The organism is Providencia sp. PROV255, from assembly GCF_028478065.1.
GTDB lineage: Bacteria > Pseudomonadota > Gammaproteobacteria > Enterobacterales > Enterobacteriaceae > Providencia > Providencia rettgeri.
Map to the genome: position 1 here is coordinate 42,811 of NZ_JAMPMI010000003.1, position 16,049 is coordinate 58,859.

The following is a 16,049-nucleotide window of genomic DNA, read 5'->3' on the forward strand; positions in this document are numbered from 1 at the left end:
CGCATACTAAACACACACCTTTTGTTGAAAAAGAAAACACTCAGTAAAAAAAAGTGTTTTTTTATTAAAAATGCATTGACGCAAACGGCTGAATACGGTTTAATGCGCCCCGTTGCCCGGATAGCTCAGTCGGTAGAGCAGGGGATTGAAAATCCCCGTGTCCTTGGTTCGATTCCGAGTCCGGGCACCACGCATTTATAACCCTCGCTTCGGCGGGGGTTTTTGCTTTCTATATCATTAACTTATTGGTTCATCAGTGAATTTCATCTTTCACCCATCACCGTAATCGCTTCACGGTGGTACAGAATGGTGGTACATTCATGAGTACGATGATACAGCCAACTAAGAACCGACACGGGGTTTACACCCTCAGAATGGCAGTCCCTGCCGAACTTCAAGACACGCTTGGAAAAGGTGAGATTAAGCGTTCACTAAAAACTAAAGATCTTGCAGAAGCAAAACTTAGAGCTCCAGCCGTTACTGCCTTAATGCAAGCTGAAATAGAGCACGCTAGAAAAACCCTCAAAGCTGAACAGTCCGTCACAGATGATGATATCGAACGTATTGCATCCGTCTGGTCGACTTTTATCCTTTCCAAGCCGGAGCTCATCAAAGAACGCTATCTATTCGATTACCCTCATGGTTTAGACCTTACGATTGAAAGTAGAACAATTGTTGAGTACTTAAGACAAAAAAATAACATAAGTACTAGCTACACCCCTCCAGATATCAGCGTAATGCTGGGATTATCAGATCCATACCCATCGATTAAATCAGAACAACTCGATATTGAAATCCTACAGCTAGTTAAAAACGAACTGGCAGAGGCAATAGAGTTTTTCCCCGTAGAACTGACACCAAGATGGAGAATCAAGTTAGCATGGCGATTAGCTGACTATAGAAACCAAGCAGTAGAAATGCTGGTGGTGGGCATCTTTCCTGAGTATAAAGCGACTGAAATACAGGAAGAAAGCACAACCTCAATATCATTTAGTGAGCTATTTGAAGAATATAAAAAGCAAATTTTCAGAGATGAGCCAAACAGAGCTGAAAAACGAATCAAGGAATACTCCACTGCGGCTAATCGCTTTAGTGAATTCATTGGGTTAAAACCCATCGAAGCAATTTCTAAAGAAGACATCATGAAGTTTCGCTCTTTAATGGAGATGCAACCTCTTCGCCCAACAAAGGCAACTAAAAAGCTAACGCTACAACAACAAGCTGAACTCACAGGTGATAAGCTTAGTCCTCAACGCGTGAGAAATTTATTAATGGCATTATCAGCCATATTCCGTGTTGCCGTTGAAAATGGTTTACTACAAGCAAATCCAATATCTGAGATCCCCAAGAAAAAACGTCAGCGTTCTAATAATAACCATTACGCCTTTAGTGAAAGTGAAGTAACTTCCATTTTCAATCTCCCTCTATTTGCAGGGGAGGAATCACCTCATGGCGCAATGGCATATTGGGTTCCTATCATCCTGTATTACACTGGTGCCCGAGTTGAGGAAATCTGCCAGCTATATAAACAGAATATCATTGAAGATAATGGCATCCCTTGTATTCAGGTTGAAATGGGGGAAAACCAGTCAGTTAAAACCGGTAATACTCGCATAATCCCCTTGCATGACCATCTAATCGAACTCGGCTTTATGGATTACGTTAACAGTCGGGAGAATTACCTATTTTCGGGTCAACGCAATTCTGCGGGTAAGTACTCTTACAACTTTATTCGTTGGTTCGGTCAATACATCCGTAAACATGGGATAGATAATCCTGATATCAAGCCAACGCATAGCTTTAGGCATACATTCATTACATACTGCCGTAATCGTGGAGAGAGGGAAGATGTCCAGAATAGCATTACAGGGCATGCTCAAGGCTCAGTAGGACGAGGATACGGTGCTTATACTACACCAATTAAGAAAGAACTTATTGATAGAACGCCAAAGCTTAACCTTTCTCCCCTTAACATCTGGAATGGGAGAAATAACTAATGCGACAAGGCTATTTAAGATACCCTCCTATCTTCTGTGATGGTGAAATAAAGATTAGAAATCTCTATCAGTATGTTGAACTCAATAGACAACGCCCACAACAGTGGATTAATAGACTTCGAAAGCAGGCAGCTAAGGCTCCAGACGAGATTAAACAGCTATGTCGCCCTGAAATTTTCGACCATTTAACGTCAGATGATACCGTGACTGCTATAGAAGCGTTAGTCTTACTCACATATAGCACTCAAAATGGTCGATATCAGAAGGCGATAGAAAAGATAGAAGAGCGTACGCAAACATACCTTCCAATCAAAGCGTATCGCTCTAAATTCGAAGATGCGTTTTGTGCTCAGCTAACTGAAGTTCTTCATGAAATTTATCCTAATGAAGGCACATGTACGATTACACCTCAAAAAGTCATAGGGCGATACCGTACCGATATCCATATCAAGCTAGTAACTGATGATTTTTATGAGTTTGTCATTGAGTTTGATGAAGATGCTCACGACAAAAAAGCATACTATCTACTCAATGACCCCAGAAGAGACCGCTGGTTTAAACAAAATCACCCTGAAATGACTTATTTTCGGGTCAAACATAGCGAATCTGACATCTGGCTAAATGCGGTAAGGCAAACAAAAGAAATTTGCAGCCTATCAACCTTCTATGCAAAATGTATCTGCTACGCTGTAGAATCACGTTCGACATCAAGGTTAAAAATCACTAGTGAATCCTCAAAAAAAGCCTATGATATCAATCATAACCCATACGCTTTCTTACTCCACTCCCCAAAACAACGAATGAAGGAAATCAAAGATATCCTTCATCGGTTGCAAATTGAATACTCAGGGGGAAGAAGTGTCAGTCTAAGCCAGTCAACACTAAACCGTAGATGTCGTAGTTAAATATAACAAGAGATCGCCGCCATTATGCGGCTTTCTTCAAAATTCTACGTTTCAACACATCTACAACTGAAACATATAGGCTATATAGTCAACTACCCCCCTATCTATATTATATACTCATTTTCCCATTCTTAAGTATATGCTTTCCTTAGATTCGGTTGATGGCATCAAGCTATTCACTAAGATTCTCTCTCCTCCAAAATTGCACAGCCACAAGCGTTCCCAACGAAAAAAACAATGAAGCTTTCAACAAAATTAACCAATAAAGGTACAAGAAAAGTACATTCACACAACCAAGGTTAAATTATGTACGATTCAACTAATTATAGGTCATGGGGACTACAAATGGTTTGGACTATACTACTTCAAGCAGTAAAACAAGCAGTGATAACCTTTCTTACAGCAACCTTTCAAGCGTTTACTGATTACTGTTCAACTAACGCAAATATCTAATACTTTTCCCCTACCACTGCTCATGCATCAAGGGCACGCATCTAAACAAACAGCAAAATGCAGCTTGAAAGCCTACCACAGAGCCAATACGGCATATTTGGTCTGTCGTACAGCTTAGCATGGTCTATTGGGTCGAATGGAGAACAACAATGGCAATTATCGGATACGCCAGAGTATCAACCCGTGGTCAAAGCCTTGACGCTCAGCTCAACGCTTTACAGGACTGCGAGAAGGTTTTTAAAGAAATCATCAGCGGTGCGAAAGATGACCGCCCTGAGCTTACAGCAATGCTGGAATACGTGCGTGACGGTGACACAGTCAAAGTTACTAAGTTAGACCGCCTAGCACGCAACACAAAGCACCTGCTGGAGATCTCCGAGTACTTGGATGCCAAACACGTCCGGTTACAGATAATGAACCTAGGGATCGATACAGGAACGCCTACGGGCAAACTCATGCTAACCATGATTGGAGCAATTGCAACCTTCGAACGTGAAATCATGCTTGAACGCCAAGCCGAAGGTATAGCACTGGCGAAACTAAAAGGGAGGTACAAAGGACGGAAGCCCACAGCCAGAGAGAAAACCGATGAAATTATTGAGTTGCTTGAACAAGGGTTAACCAAACCCGCCATATCCCGTCAATTAGGCGTTGGAATAACAAGCATTTACCGCATCATCAGGACAAACCGTCCTGATTTACTGGAAAATAAACAATGAGATACCTAATAACCATGCTAATACTCGTGGGGCTGTATGCCCCCAACAGCTTAGCTGTTAATGCAACAATTGAGTTGCTATGCACAGACAATGCACGAATGACACTAGTAACAAATGATAACCCTAAACTGTCTACGCTATCATATGAAGGCACTCCTCCGCTTCCATTCAGCCATTACACTGGAGTTGAAAACGCAGCCATAGCTGTATTCTCTGACGGTAGACACTATTTGAAACTTCTAATTAAAAACTATATGCAAGAAGGTAGGTCAGAATTCATGCTAGCTTCAGATGGTCGTTGGATTCCATGTGTATCAACAAAAGCCACTAAACAGTGAAATCACCAAGGAATTAGGACATGATAAAATCTTCAATACTATGGGTTATTGTAGGATGTATACTTTCTATTGGCTCGGTTTTCTTTGTTCGAGATGTTATTGGGCTGTATGTCGTTGATTTACGATACTCCAATTCAGGACTACAAGAAATAGTCATTGCTAGACTGGTTCTACTGGTCGGTATAGCTATACTAGCTTATGGAAGCTTCTTTGCTCTAATGGAAAAAGCTCAAAAAATACCATCAGCGGCTCCGCTCGTAGCTCTAGGGTTATTTTCTCCGATAATTTACATGTGGAATCAACACCTGCCTTGGCTATACATTCTAACAGTCATGACACCTGCATGTCTGGGATCTGGATTATCATTACTCTTAAGTAAAAACAAGATAATGAGTAATCCCTATGCTGTTGTTATCTCAATTATCATTCTTCTGGTAGTAAGTTATCCCTTTGTAATTCCTATACCAGCCATTATTTCCCCATATAATCAAGGCACTAGCTTTATTGCTATCATCGCTTCGGTTATAGGTTCTACTGTCGCGTCTCATCAATATATGAAAAAACAAGTCATACATAACCAAATGAATACAGAGGAATTCATATCAACACTAACAAAGCTGACCTCGCTAAGGAATGCTGACATGTTGAGTGAAGAAGAATTTAACCACCAGAAAGGCGAATTAATCAAAAGCATTACTGGCAAGAGCATAGATGGCGATCACCTGACATTTCTTGCTGAAATTGCTAAGCTAAAACAGCAAAATGTGTTAACTAATGAAGACATAGCCAATATCAAAGCCATGGTGATGAATTCATAGCCAACATAGAGACCAGTTTGGTTCCTAAACTGGTCGAAAAAACCTTGAAAAATGGTACATAATAATGGTACATTGACCTCGAAGCGAAAAAATAACTGATTGAAAACCAATAAAAAATCAGTATAGAAAGCGTATCCTTGGTTCGATTCCGAGTCCGGGCACCACTATTTAAAGAACCCGCCCAAAAGGCGGGTTTTTGCTTTTGTATTTTCAAACACTCATACTTAGCTAACTAGGCTAAAGACACGGAATGGCCTTTACTCTCCTCTAAACACCTATTTCTCTATGCTCTCTGTTTGCAAGCTATGAGTAATAAGCCTATAAACAGAATATAGATATAAAAATAACCACAAGCCAAAGTTAATTAACTTAACTTATGCCAAATAATTAGGGAGGAACAGGAAAAAACCAAACGCTAGGGCTTATAACTAGATTATTATTCTCACCCTTTTCTCATTTCATCCATTAAACGGCCATTAATCACTCTTATTACGTGTATTTGCTGGCCTATTGTCTCATTTAGGAACCTAAAAATAAGTTTTTATATTAATAGTTATTCAAATAAACCATTAAAAAACCATAATATCATTTTTTATTCCCATCTATTGAGCTAAAAAAATAATCAAATACAATATTAAACAATAAATAATAATAATTTGTAATGAGAATGTAACCAAGCCTTAATGCAATAAAGTCAACTAAACCTTACCGAGCAATTCACAGCCAATGCTTAACATACTGTTAAATAATAAAAATAGCTCTCAAAAATAAAAAGAAAAAACTATATGTTTAAAATAAGACTCTGCATATGAATCTGAAATAAGTGACTTAATATTATTTTTAATTAAGGAATACCTTATATTCTAAAATTTTATTTTTGCCATAATTTACTCTTAAAGATAAACATAGTTTTATGAATCAATGATACTAGGGTCAAGTTTCCACATGAAAAAGAAAAAAAATACAACTTATTATATCAGCCAGCTAGTTGGTAAATGCCTACAAGAATACCGACAAGAGTTAGGTGTTAGCGGTGAGAGCATTGCAAAAGAGCTAGGTATTAGCCAACAGCAATTATCCCGTTATGAACGAGGTGAGAATGCATTAACCGTAGATGTATTGTTTAAATTTATTCTTATACTCGGTATTAACTTCCCAGATTTTTACCATAGGCTATTCTATATCGTTAGCCATCATCCGAAACTTTCACACCATATCACTAATTTAAATGGTTTTGGTTGGGAATTAGATGATTTGAAAGACTATTATAATTCAGCAATTGTCTAACCTTTGACATAAAGAAATATTGTTTAATTTGTTTATTTTATATTATTATGAAAATTATGGAGTTTGCCTATAATCGATGAGAACAGCACTATGCCTACCCCTTCTCCGACTGCATTTTCAAGGATAACTCGCACATCAGGACGCACAAACAGCATACTCACTGTCGCCTTCCCTCTGTTGTTTATCCTAATAGCAACATTATTTTGGAGCGCAGAACGCATTGTCCAACAAGAAACTAAGCGGTTAGAAGTCGATTTTAGGTCACTAATAGGCTATATCAATGAGCAAGAGAAATTTTTAAGATCGTTAAATAAGCAAAACCAAGACCTATCAGAGCTAGTTGAAAGCCGAACTTATGCAATACAAGAGCAATCACTACCAACCAAACTATCATTACACCTACTCGAAGGTAAAGAATCTTTAGTCGCAATGCCATTCACGCTAGCTTGTGATAAAAGTTTAGAATGCACCAAAGTGCCCAGCATATTATTTTCTCTGGGGGCTTATTTAGCTGATTATTATTCCACGTTTTGGGGGGGATCCTATTTCCCAGCAGCCGCTGTATTTTTTGTCAATGAGCACGACCAAATTAGTATTAGTGTGCCTTCTGTTGGCACTGTGTTAGGAAATGAATCGATATCTCCAAATTTATATTATTCCGTTATTGATAACGTCAGGAAAAATTTACCTGCTATCCATGCCCAGTTTTCAGAATCGCAACCGACTGACTTAAAACAAATTATTTGGCTACGCCCAGTGCCTTTTGATAATATTCTCATCGGGATTATTCCAGCCGGTTTTGATGAACATTTATGGCAAAATGCTCATATTTCCCCTAAAAATATTTATGCGGTCAGTATGTTAAGCCAAGCTAGGTTAAGTGTGCTGGAACGAATGTTAAACCCCACACTCACACATCAATTTTGGCTAATTCATACAAAATATGGTCAGTTACTTGGCACAACCCAAGCGCCTGAGGAAGAAGCATTAGAAGGTATTTTTTATACCAAAGATGGCCTAGTTCTTAAGCTTTCATCTAAAACTGACGAATGGACTGGATATTATAGAATTAGTTATGCTGCTTTTTTTGAAGACAACCTGTGGTTTCCTATCAGCTTAGTTATTGCACTTTTCTTTAGTTTATTTTGTGGATGGGGATACCACCGCTGGTACCAGCGAAAAATCTTACAACCTGCAATAGACTCCCAACAAGCCATTTTAGAAAATGAAGCATTCAACCAAGCGCTTATCGCAACAACACCTATCGGCTTATGTGTAATAGATAAAGAAACCCAGCAGTTACGCTTCGCGAATGAGTTAGCTCGTTACTGGCTAAAAATAACCAATACAGCACCCCCCCACGACTCAAATGAATATAATGAATTACTCATCAAGGTTCTTTCTGACACAGAACACGTTAAAACAACTTTAAAATCAGGGGAGCATGTCCTCTATGTTGTGAGTACAGCAACTTATTACCAACAGCGTCCTGTTATTTTATGTGCATTTACTGATATTACCATCCAAGCAGAAACTGAAAAACAACTTGATGATGCTAAGCGGCTTGCAGAAGAAGCCAACCGAGCTAAATCAACATTTTTAGCAACAATGAGCCATGAAATACGAACCCCACTTTATGGCCTAATCGGCACGTTAGAATTACTCGCAAATACTTCTCTTTCATCTCAACAAGCTCATTTTATTGAGAGAATATCAACAACGTCCCAATTACTTATGCAATTAATTGGCGATATTTTAGATATTAGTAAAATAGAAGCTAATCAAATTCAAATCCATAATCAGCCATTTGATTTATTAGAGTTAGTACAACAAACTGTTCAACTATATCAAGGTATTGCTCAGCAAAAAGGGTTACTCCTATTTGCTACTATTGACCCAAGTGTACAAGCAAATAGAATTGGTGACTCTGCTAGACTGCAACAAATCTTAGGTAATTTACTCAGTAATGCAATTAAATTTACCCACAAGGGTACGGTTACTATTGAACTTAAAAGAAGTAATAATAATATATTAATACGTGTCAGTGATACCGGTGTTGGAATTAGCCCTGAACAACAAATAAAATTATTTGAGCCATTTTATCAAGCTCATTCAGAAATTCATGCCTATGGCGGTACTGGCTTAGGCCTATTTATTTGCTCTAAACTTATCAAATTGATGGATGGGCAAATAAGCTTACAAAGTGAAACTGGGGTTGGTAGCTCGTTTCTCGTAACACTACCTTTAGCTCTCGATATACAGCAACCACATTGGCTGCCGCTAAAAAACACCAATATATGGTTACAAACCCCAAACCCATTATTGACTGAAAATATAACGCAATGGCTAAAACGGTGGGGGGCTAATGTTTATTTCACAGAAAATAGCCTCCCCATAGATACCTCATCCGTTATTGCTGTCGGCATATTAATTCCATCGTTTCCTCTGCCGACTCATTGGGATGGACAACAATGGGTAAGCCCTGAGATGAATTTTCGACTATCCGAATTAAATCAGCAGTTATTCTTACTACAAAATAATAAAGAACAGTTACCCCTTATTTGTCCAACATCTCGTATACAAACTCATATGCATAAATATCCGCTTCGCGTTTTAATTGCTGAAGATAACCCCATTAACCAAGTTGTTCTACAAGAGCAGCTTGAATTACTCGGTTGTAAGGTATTTATTGCCAATGATGGTGAAGAAGCATTGGTAATTTGGGATAACGAAATTGTCGATATCATCCTTACAGACGTTAATATGCCTTATCGTAATGGTTATGAGCTTGCACAACAGCTACGCAGTGAAGGCGAAACATGTCCAATTATTGGTGTTACTGCGAATGGATTAAAAGAAGAAGAAGAGCGATGTCTAGAATCTGGAATGGATTCATGGCTTGTAAAACCTATAGAGCTAGAAACCTTAATTCAATTATTCAACCGTTTATTCCCGATTTACTCCTCCTCAACTTTAGAAACGGCAACCCTAAAAATGATTAACCCACTAAATGGAGAGGATAGAGAAAAAATTATTCATCATTTTATTACCGATATTGCTCAATTTTGCCGAGCTGTCGAAGATAATAATACTGATGAAATAAAGCAGTTATCCCACCGTATCCGTGGCGCATTAATTAGTGTTGAACAACGTGAATTAGCTAATGAGCTTCGTGAGTTTGAGGCAACATTAGATTCACAGGCATCAACACACATTGATACTCAGGTTAACCAGAATATTTGCAATCAATTAGCTAATTGGATAAAAAAAATCAGTCAAATAAATGGTGTGTAAGGCAATAACTGATTAACGCTTGATTATTATCAACACCCAATTTACGCATTGCGGCATTTTTCTGTAAGCTGATAGTTTTATCACTGCGGTTTAATTGCTTAGCAATATCAACAATAGGCTTACCTTGAACAAAAAGTCGCAATACCTCAAGTTCACGAGGTGATAATGTCTTTACCCTATCATTTAATGTTATCGCATTACGGCTTTTTAATGTCGTTGTCATATCTGCAACAGGAATACGATATTGGCGGCCTTGCCCCGCTAATGTGATAGCCTTCATCAGGTCGCTTAATGGTGCCTCTTTTGACACCACCGCGCTCACCCCTGAATCATATAACATTTGTATAATCATTGGGTTAGAAACCATCGTTAATACAATCACAGCAATATTTGGGTATTGACGACGTAAAAATTGAATATAATTCTGGCCATCGCTAGATTGGGTATTATTAGGCATCATATAATCAGTTACGATCACATCAACCTCATTTTTTTTCAAAAAAGAAAATAGTTCAGCATCCTGAGTGTAGGCACCTAAAATTTCTAAATTCATTGATTGAGAAAGTGTATCTTTCAAACCTGAAAGCACAATGGGATGATCATCAACTAATACTAATTTGAGTTTTTTCATTTAATAATACTCAGCATCAGAATATGTATATTCAATATAACACCATAGAAAAAATGTCAATTAACACTCTTAATATGAAACAACAACTCGAACTGTTTTAGAAAACGGACCTGAAGCGATGGTGCTACCTGCTATCTTGCTTAATGTCGCAGTAAAAGGGACACTAATCGGTGATTGTGGCATGATTTCGCCAATACTGTAACTTTCATTATAGTTAATATCAGTTGAATTACGGGTTAATAGTGTTTGTAATCCATTACCCATATCGAGATATTTTCCGCCTAGCACCGTATTATTATTTGGTTCAAAACGAACTGATATATTCAGCCCTGTTTCGCAGTCCTGTGGCACTGACATACCTAAATTAAAAGTTCGGCTAACCACATCTCCCGCATTCATTTGTTTAGGTGAAATCGTGTCAAAGTTTACACTCCCCCCATTAGAAGCCGTAATATTCACCGCCGGCGCAGGGCAGAGTAAGGTTAAGTTACCTTTAATTCGCACATAAGTTGGTCCGCCTAAATCCTTGCCTAAATAATCCACATGAGTTCCTAATAAAAATAACCCAGTATCAAAAGGTTTAAGAGCATTAGCCCCCTTATAAACATAGAAGTTATACATGAAAGCAATATTACGTGTAATTCCTGTCTCTGGTTGACTCCAATACCCTAAATAAATATTTGGAACAGTTGGATTAGTTATCGTTACTGGATTAGGCGATGAAATTGCATTTTGTTGTGTCACACTGACACCACTATTAATCAACAATGTTTTAATTGCATTCGGCATTGTATTTTTAAAGTAAACAGCATTAGTTGTACTTGATGAACCAGTAAACTCACATCTCATTGATATATATGAGCTCATTGCTGATGTCAATAAGGTACCATTTGGAATTGAAGCACTACTATTTGCAATATCAAAGGTTAATTCTTGTTCTATAGATGTAGCTCCTGAACTCGGTACACAATTATTAACTGCAGCTACTGATTGAAAACTTAGCAAAAATAAAGATAATATAGCGAATGCATTTATTTTTTTCAAAATTAACATAACTTACCTCTTATCCTTTTCATTTGACAAGGAACAAGTTGTATTACATGTATATTTCAATAAGTTTGGTGTTCCATAATCATCAATATAAGTCACAATCATTTTTGGTGATTTCACTTGTTTATCTGATAGTAAATATGTTGCATTGCTATTTGGCTTCACAACAATTTCTTTAAAATCAGTAACTTTAGATTCATTATCATTAACATTAATCACAACAATGTGATAGGGAGTCGGGTTAGTTAATTTTAATGATTTTCCCACTTTCTCCGCTTTCAACTCTTTTTGCCAATCATTATTAGGGTATTTTTTCAATTCACTCGGGCGATAAAATAATTTAAAACGTGATTGAATAACAATTTCAACTGCATTTTCTAGCTTAGTTTTCGGTGGAATACCCAAGACATTAAAATAAAATAATGACTCTTGGTTGTTCGGTATTTTCACATCATTTTTTGATAAACTAATTCTAACCTGCTTCTTTTGATTTGCTTCAACACGTTGTAATAAAGGCAAAGCAATCAGTGGTTCTGAAATTTTTTCGCCATTTTCATTTTCGATCCATGACTGGACTAAATAAGGATCTTTTTTATCAATATTTTCAATCACAACGCTAACACCTTTACTTGCTTCATCATAAATAACGCGAGTACGGTCAACAGAAATTGATGCATGTGTGTATGTGCTAATTAAAATTAAAGCACTCATTATTAATTTAAGTTTTTTCATAATTTTCTATTCTTTATTACAGGTTATATTTTTACTGGTTAAATGACTTTGTTTACCTAGCATAATTCGACATGACTGGTCACCACTCCATTTAACTATTAATTGTTGGTCTGGCTGGAAGCCCGTTAAATAAACTTGCCCTTCCTCTGCAATCATTCCCAATACATTTTTATTATCAGAGCCGTAAACTAAAGCACCAAATGGAGGCGTATTGCCGTCAGGGAATTTAATTGTGACTAACGCTTTTTCACCCACTAATGTATTGAGTTTTGAATAACCAACCGCACCATCAGTTAAATTTGATTCAATCACGCTGTCATCAATGCTGACATTGTCTGGTACATTATTAAGATCCACATACTGGGTCGACCTATAATAGGTTGGAACATTACTAATTGCGGCTAAACCAAACCCATTCGTGACTGATTCATTTTTATTAATTGATACCCCTTTAGCCTTATCTGTATCAATAACCATACGAGCTTGGTTATCATAAACTCGTCGGTGTAAGACTGGGCCTTGACTGGTAATGGTCAAAGAGCCGTCTAGAGAACCACTTAATGTATGGTAGTCTTCGCCATAGGAACCCGTTAGTTGTGCAGTACCATATTGCGTGTCACGATAAACGGATGCATTCATTGTTGCATTTTCAAAAAAGTCTTTACTTGATAAACCTAAACTAACGTTATTATCATTAATTTTAGAATTGTAATTAATATTACTATTATATTTCTTATCAATATCATTATAAGAACTAAAGTATTGAATCCGAGAATTTCTTTCACCACCAAATGGGACGCTTAACGAAAGGTATGCTTGCTTAGAGCGCTTACCTTTTACGTAACTACTTTCACCGACCGATAATGATAAAATCGCATTATTTATAAAACTTGTGTTAATTGTTTTATTAAACGATAAATTAAGAGTATTGTTATTTTTTGATTCTTTCCAATAACTTTCCCGCGAGTAACTTAAACTTATATCAGCCTGTATATCAGGGAGTTGTTGTGTAAAAGAAGTCGTAAATACATTTTTCTGCCGATAATGTGGTGTTAACGGAGTTTCTTTTAAACTAATATAGTCATTCACTGACATAAAGCCTTCGTTAGAAAACTGATACCCTGTTAAATCCAGTCGACTCGAATTTGAAAAACGTTTTGCATAATTAATACGGTAACTTTCACCAGTATGTAAAAAGATATCCTGTAGTTGGTTTCTCGACTGTGTAATATCAAAAGATATTGCACCAAAGCGTTCCATATTTACCCCAACACCCGCATTATAGGCATGGTATTCATCATTAGAGGTTGCGAAAACACCACCAAAAATAGACAAATTGTTGAGGATCCCCCAAGAGGCTTCAGTTGATATAAAATCATCATTAATGTTTTTATATCCCATTGGGTCTAACCGACCTGCATTTAGTTTATATTGCACCATGCCTGGGCGTGTTAAAAATGGAATATTAGTCGAGGAAACTTGGTACTCACGTATAGAGCCGTCTTCCTCTGTAATTTTAACATCAAGAGCCCCCGATAAAGAGGAACTTAAATTATCAATTGAAAAAGGCCCTGGTGCCACTTTCATTTGATTCAAGATACGTCCATTTTGCGAGATAGTAACCGTCGCATTACTTGTCGCGGTTCCTGTGACACTCGGTGCATACCCTCTTAGAGAAGCCGGTAACATGTTCTCATCAGTAAAGACACTAACACCGTTAAAACGTACAGAATCAAATACATTGCTTACTGTATAATATTTACCCGCAAAAAATTTTGCAGATAAGCTAGGTAAATCTGTAAATAAATAAGTTTGTACCCATTTAAAATTATCATTTTTATTATCATTAAAATCTTTTTGGTATTGATAATTACTGCGGACACGCCAACGCCCTACATTCGCACCAACAGAACCGAATGAGCTAAAATTATTAATATCTCGAGTATTCTTATATTTAATATAGTTTTCAACAAGGTTGTAATCCAAGACGAGCGCATTAACCCCAACTTCCCGCTGCATAGGCGGAACCCAATTGTCATCAGAATACTGAAAGTAAGCTTGAGGTATTGAAAGCATTAACTCTTGCTTTTCATCATCGAATCTAGCCTGAATGTTTTGATCCTGTGATGTAAGATCATAACACTGACCATTTCCCCATGTAGGCACTTCTTTAATAAAATCTTCTTTTAACCCAATAACTTCTACTAAGCTTCTAGAAATACAAGGTTGTATCTTTTCATCTTTTTTTAAAAAATTTATTTGATCAAAATAATTAATTCTTCGACCATTTACCGATACATTAGAAAAATAAGAACCTTCACTAATTTTATTTTTCTCAAATGCACTTAGATCTATATTAGTATTACCCAAAATAGATAATGCGTCTTCATTAAATTGAACAGAATCCGCATTAACATAGTAAGTGTAAAACAATAAACTAGATACTAAACTAGTCACTATGTTTTTATTAAAATTGTTCTTTTTCATTAGCCGCAATATTCTATAATGGATTTATTGAATGAACTCATATAACTGAAAATGCTGTGAAGCAATTGCTATACACAGCATAATCAGCAAATATAAGATTTATTGTTTTTTTAATATTTTTATATTAATACTTATTGGTAATCTAAAACGTAAGCGACTGTAGATTTAACAGAACCGGCTGTAGCTGCACCTAATGCCTGCATACGAGCAGATAAATTAATAACATTTGTCCCTGCATTTAAGCTTTGCTCAACAGTATCATTTGTTTTTAAATTTGTTCCACTTGCATTTTGGAATAACACACCAACATTGGTAGCAGTACCAGTATTTGCCCATAAGGTGCCTGCAGCATCCATTTGGCCCGTGAATTTAACTGTTACCTTAGAATAATCAGTACCACTTGCAGTAGGGTCCAAAATACAATCTGTTAATTCTAATGTAAAATCAACATTTGGACCTTGTGAACCAGCTGTTTGTAATGATGCCGCTGGAACAGAACCTAATTGAACTTCTTTATTAACAGAAGAAGGTGCAATAGTACAAGCACCAGTATTCACTGTACCATTAAATTCAATAGTACCACTTCCTACATCCGCAGCGAATGAAGTTGATGCAGCAGTGAATGTTAATGCGATAATTGAAGATGCTAATAGCGTCTTTTTCATTTTAAACCCTTATTTCATGATATTATTAATATATACTAAGGAAATACCTTAGTTGGTACACAGCCATACCAATAGTATTATTGATATAACTAGAATTCAGTTAACTTTATTCATATCATTATTTTAATGACTTGAGATGTCCGATAACATGTGAAGTAATATAACTACTAACATGAACCGTAAATATAAGGAGATCCTTAAAACAAGCACTAACCTTCGTTTTTTTTATTTTTTGAATAAAAACCATGACTCAATAATGAATTATATTCAGAGGTCCAGCTATTTGATTGTTCTATATCTTCAAGGAAATAATGAACACTGACTTTAAGGAAGTCTGCAATCATAACTAATGAATCGATATCTATTCTGTTAATACCTCGTTCATAGCGAGAAAACTGTTGTTGACTAACATTCAAAGCCATTGCCACTTCAGTTCCCGTTAGCCCATACTCCCTTCTAAGCTTCTTTATTCTGCTCCCTACTATTTTGGCAATAGGATATCTAGCTGCCATTTTTATTTCCTTTCTGAAAAATACAAAGTAGATACTGAATAACATAAGAATAACTAACTGCGAGCAATACTAATTAAATAAAATAAAAATAACAAACTCACATACGAGTAATAAATAAAACCAAACATTAATTTTATTTATTAAAATCTCTGATTTTTGAC

The 16,049-nt window shown here is 36.6% G+C and carries 13 protein-coding genes and 1 tRNA gene; 8 read left to right on the plus strand and 6 right to left on the minus strand.

Annotation, left to right across the window (positions count from 1 at the left end):
* Window positions 1-114: 114 nt before the first annotated feature.
* The 8 genes from PR725_RS01630 (at window position 115) to PR725_RS01665 (ending at window position 9,811) form a co-directional block, all read left to right on the plus strand.
* Window positions 115-190 (plus strand) — tRNA-Phe (locus tag PR725_RS01630).
* Window positions 191-320: 130 nt separating this feature from the next.
* On the plus strand, window positions 321-1,997 hold the full coding sequence (locus PR725_RS01635) for a site-specific integrase (RefSeq protein WP_272567293.1): 1,677 nt from the start codon (window positions 321-323) through the stop codon (window positions 1,995-1,997).
* Window positions 1,997-2,902: a hypothetical protein gene (locus PR725_RS01640; protein ID WP_272516744.1), complete on the plus strand. Its 906-nt coding sequence runs from the start codon at window positions 1,997-1,999 to the stop codon at window positions 2,900-2,902. Before PR725_RS01635 ends, PR725_RS01640 begins: the two co-directional genes overlap by 1 nt.
* Before the next feature lie 602 nt (window positions 2,903-3,504).
* Complete coding sequence (locus PR725_RS01645) at window positions 3,505-4,074, plus strand: recombinase family protein (RefSeq protein WP_272567295.1); 570 nt, start codon at window positions 3,505-3,507, stop codon at window positions 4,072-4,074.
* Window positions 4,071-4,412: a hypothetical protein gene (locus tag PR725_RS01650; protein WP_272567297.1), complete on the plus strand. Its 342-nt coding sequence runs from the start codon at window positions 4,071-4,073 to the stop codon at window positions 4,410-4,412. The genes PR725_RS01645 and PR725_RS01650 overlap by 4 nt, the downstream gene beginning before the upstream one ends.
* A gap of 20 nt (window positions 4,413-4,432) precedes the next feature.
* Window positions 4,433-5,230: a hypothetical protein gene (locus PR725_RS01655; RefSeq protein WP_272567299.1), complete on the plus strand. Its 798-nt coding sequence runs from the start codon at window positions 4,433-4,435 to the stop codon at window positions 5,228-5,230.
* A 945-nt stretch (window positions 5,231-6,175) separates the two neighbouring features.
* Window positions 6,176-6,517, plus strand: a complete 342-nt coding sequence (locus tag PR725_RS01660) for a helix-turn-helix domain-containing protein (protein ID WP_109912631.1) — start codon at window positions 6,176-6,178, stop codon at window positions 6,515-6,517.
* Between the two features lie 90 nt (window positions 6,518-6,607).
* On the plus strand, window positions 6,608-9,811 hold the full coding sequence (locus PR725_RS01665) for an ATP-binding protein (protein WP_226538027.1): 3,204 nt from the start codon (window positions 6,608-6,610) through the stop codon (window positions 9,809-9,811).
* Here the strand turns inward: PR725_RS01665 and PR725_RS01670 are convergent.
* The 6 genes from PR725_RS01670 to PR725_RS01695 all read right to left on the minus strand — a co-directional run bounded on the left by PR725_RS01670 (window position 9,789) and on the right by PR725_RS01695 (window position 15,888).
* On the minus strand, window positions 9,789-10,442 hold the full coding sequence (locus tag PR725_RS01670) for a response regulator transcription factor (protein ID WP_110731653.1): 654 nt from the start codon (window positions 10,440-10,442) through the stop codon (window positions 9,789-9,791). The genes PR725_RS01665 and PR725_RS01670 overlap by 23 nt on opposite strands.
* 69 nt (window positions 10,443-10,511) lie before the next feature.
* Window positions 10,512-11,495, minus strand: a complete 984-nt coding sequence (locus tag PR725_RS01675; protein WP_109912633.1) for a fimbrial protein — start codon at window positions 11,493-11,495, stop codon at window positions 10,512-10,514.
* A 3-nt stretch (window positions 11,496-11,498) separates the two neighbouring features.
* A complete protein-coding gene (locus PR725_RS01680; protein ID WP_123382248.1) occupies window positions 11,499-12,224 on the minus strand; it encodes a fimbrial biogenesis chaperone in 726 nt (241 codons plus the stop codon).
* A gap of 6 nt (window positions 12,225-12,230) precedes the next feature.
* Window positions 12,231-14,711 (minus strand): fimbria/pilus outer membrane usher protein, encoded by a 2,481-nt coding sequence (locus tag PR725_RS01685; RefSeq protein WP_109912635.1) that lies wholly within the window; start codon window positions 14,709-14,711, stop codon window positions 12,231-12,233.
* Between the two features lie 131 nt (window positions 14,712-14,842).
* Window positions 14,843-15,376 (minus strand): fimbrial protein, encoded by a 534-nt coding sequence (locus tag PR725_RS01690; protein ID WP_004907996.1) that lies wholly within the window; start codon window positions 15,374-15,376, stop codon window positions 14,843-14,845.
* A gap of 209 nt (window positions 15,377-15,585) precedes the next feature.
* Window positions 15,586-15,888 (minus strand): helix-turn-helix domain-containing protein, encoded by a 303-nt coding sequence (locus tag PR725_RS01695; protein ID WP_109912636.1) that lies wholly within the window; start codon window positions 15,886-15,888, stop codon window positions 15,586-15,588.
* Window positions 15,889-16,049: the final 161 nt, after the last annotated feature.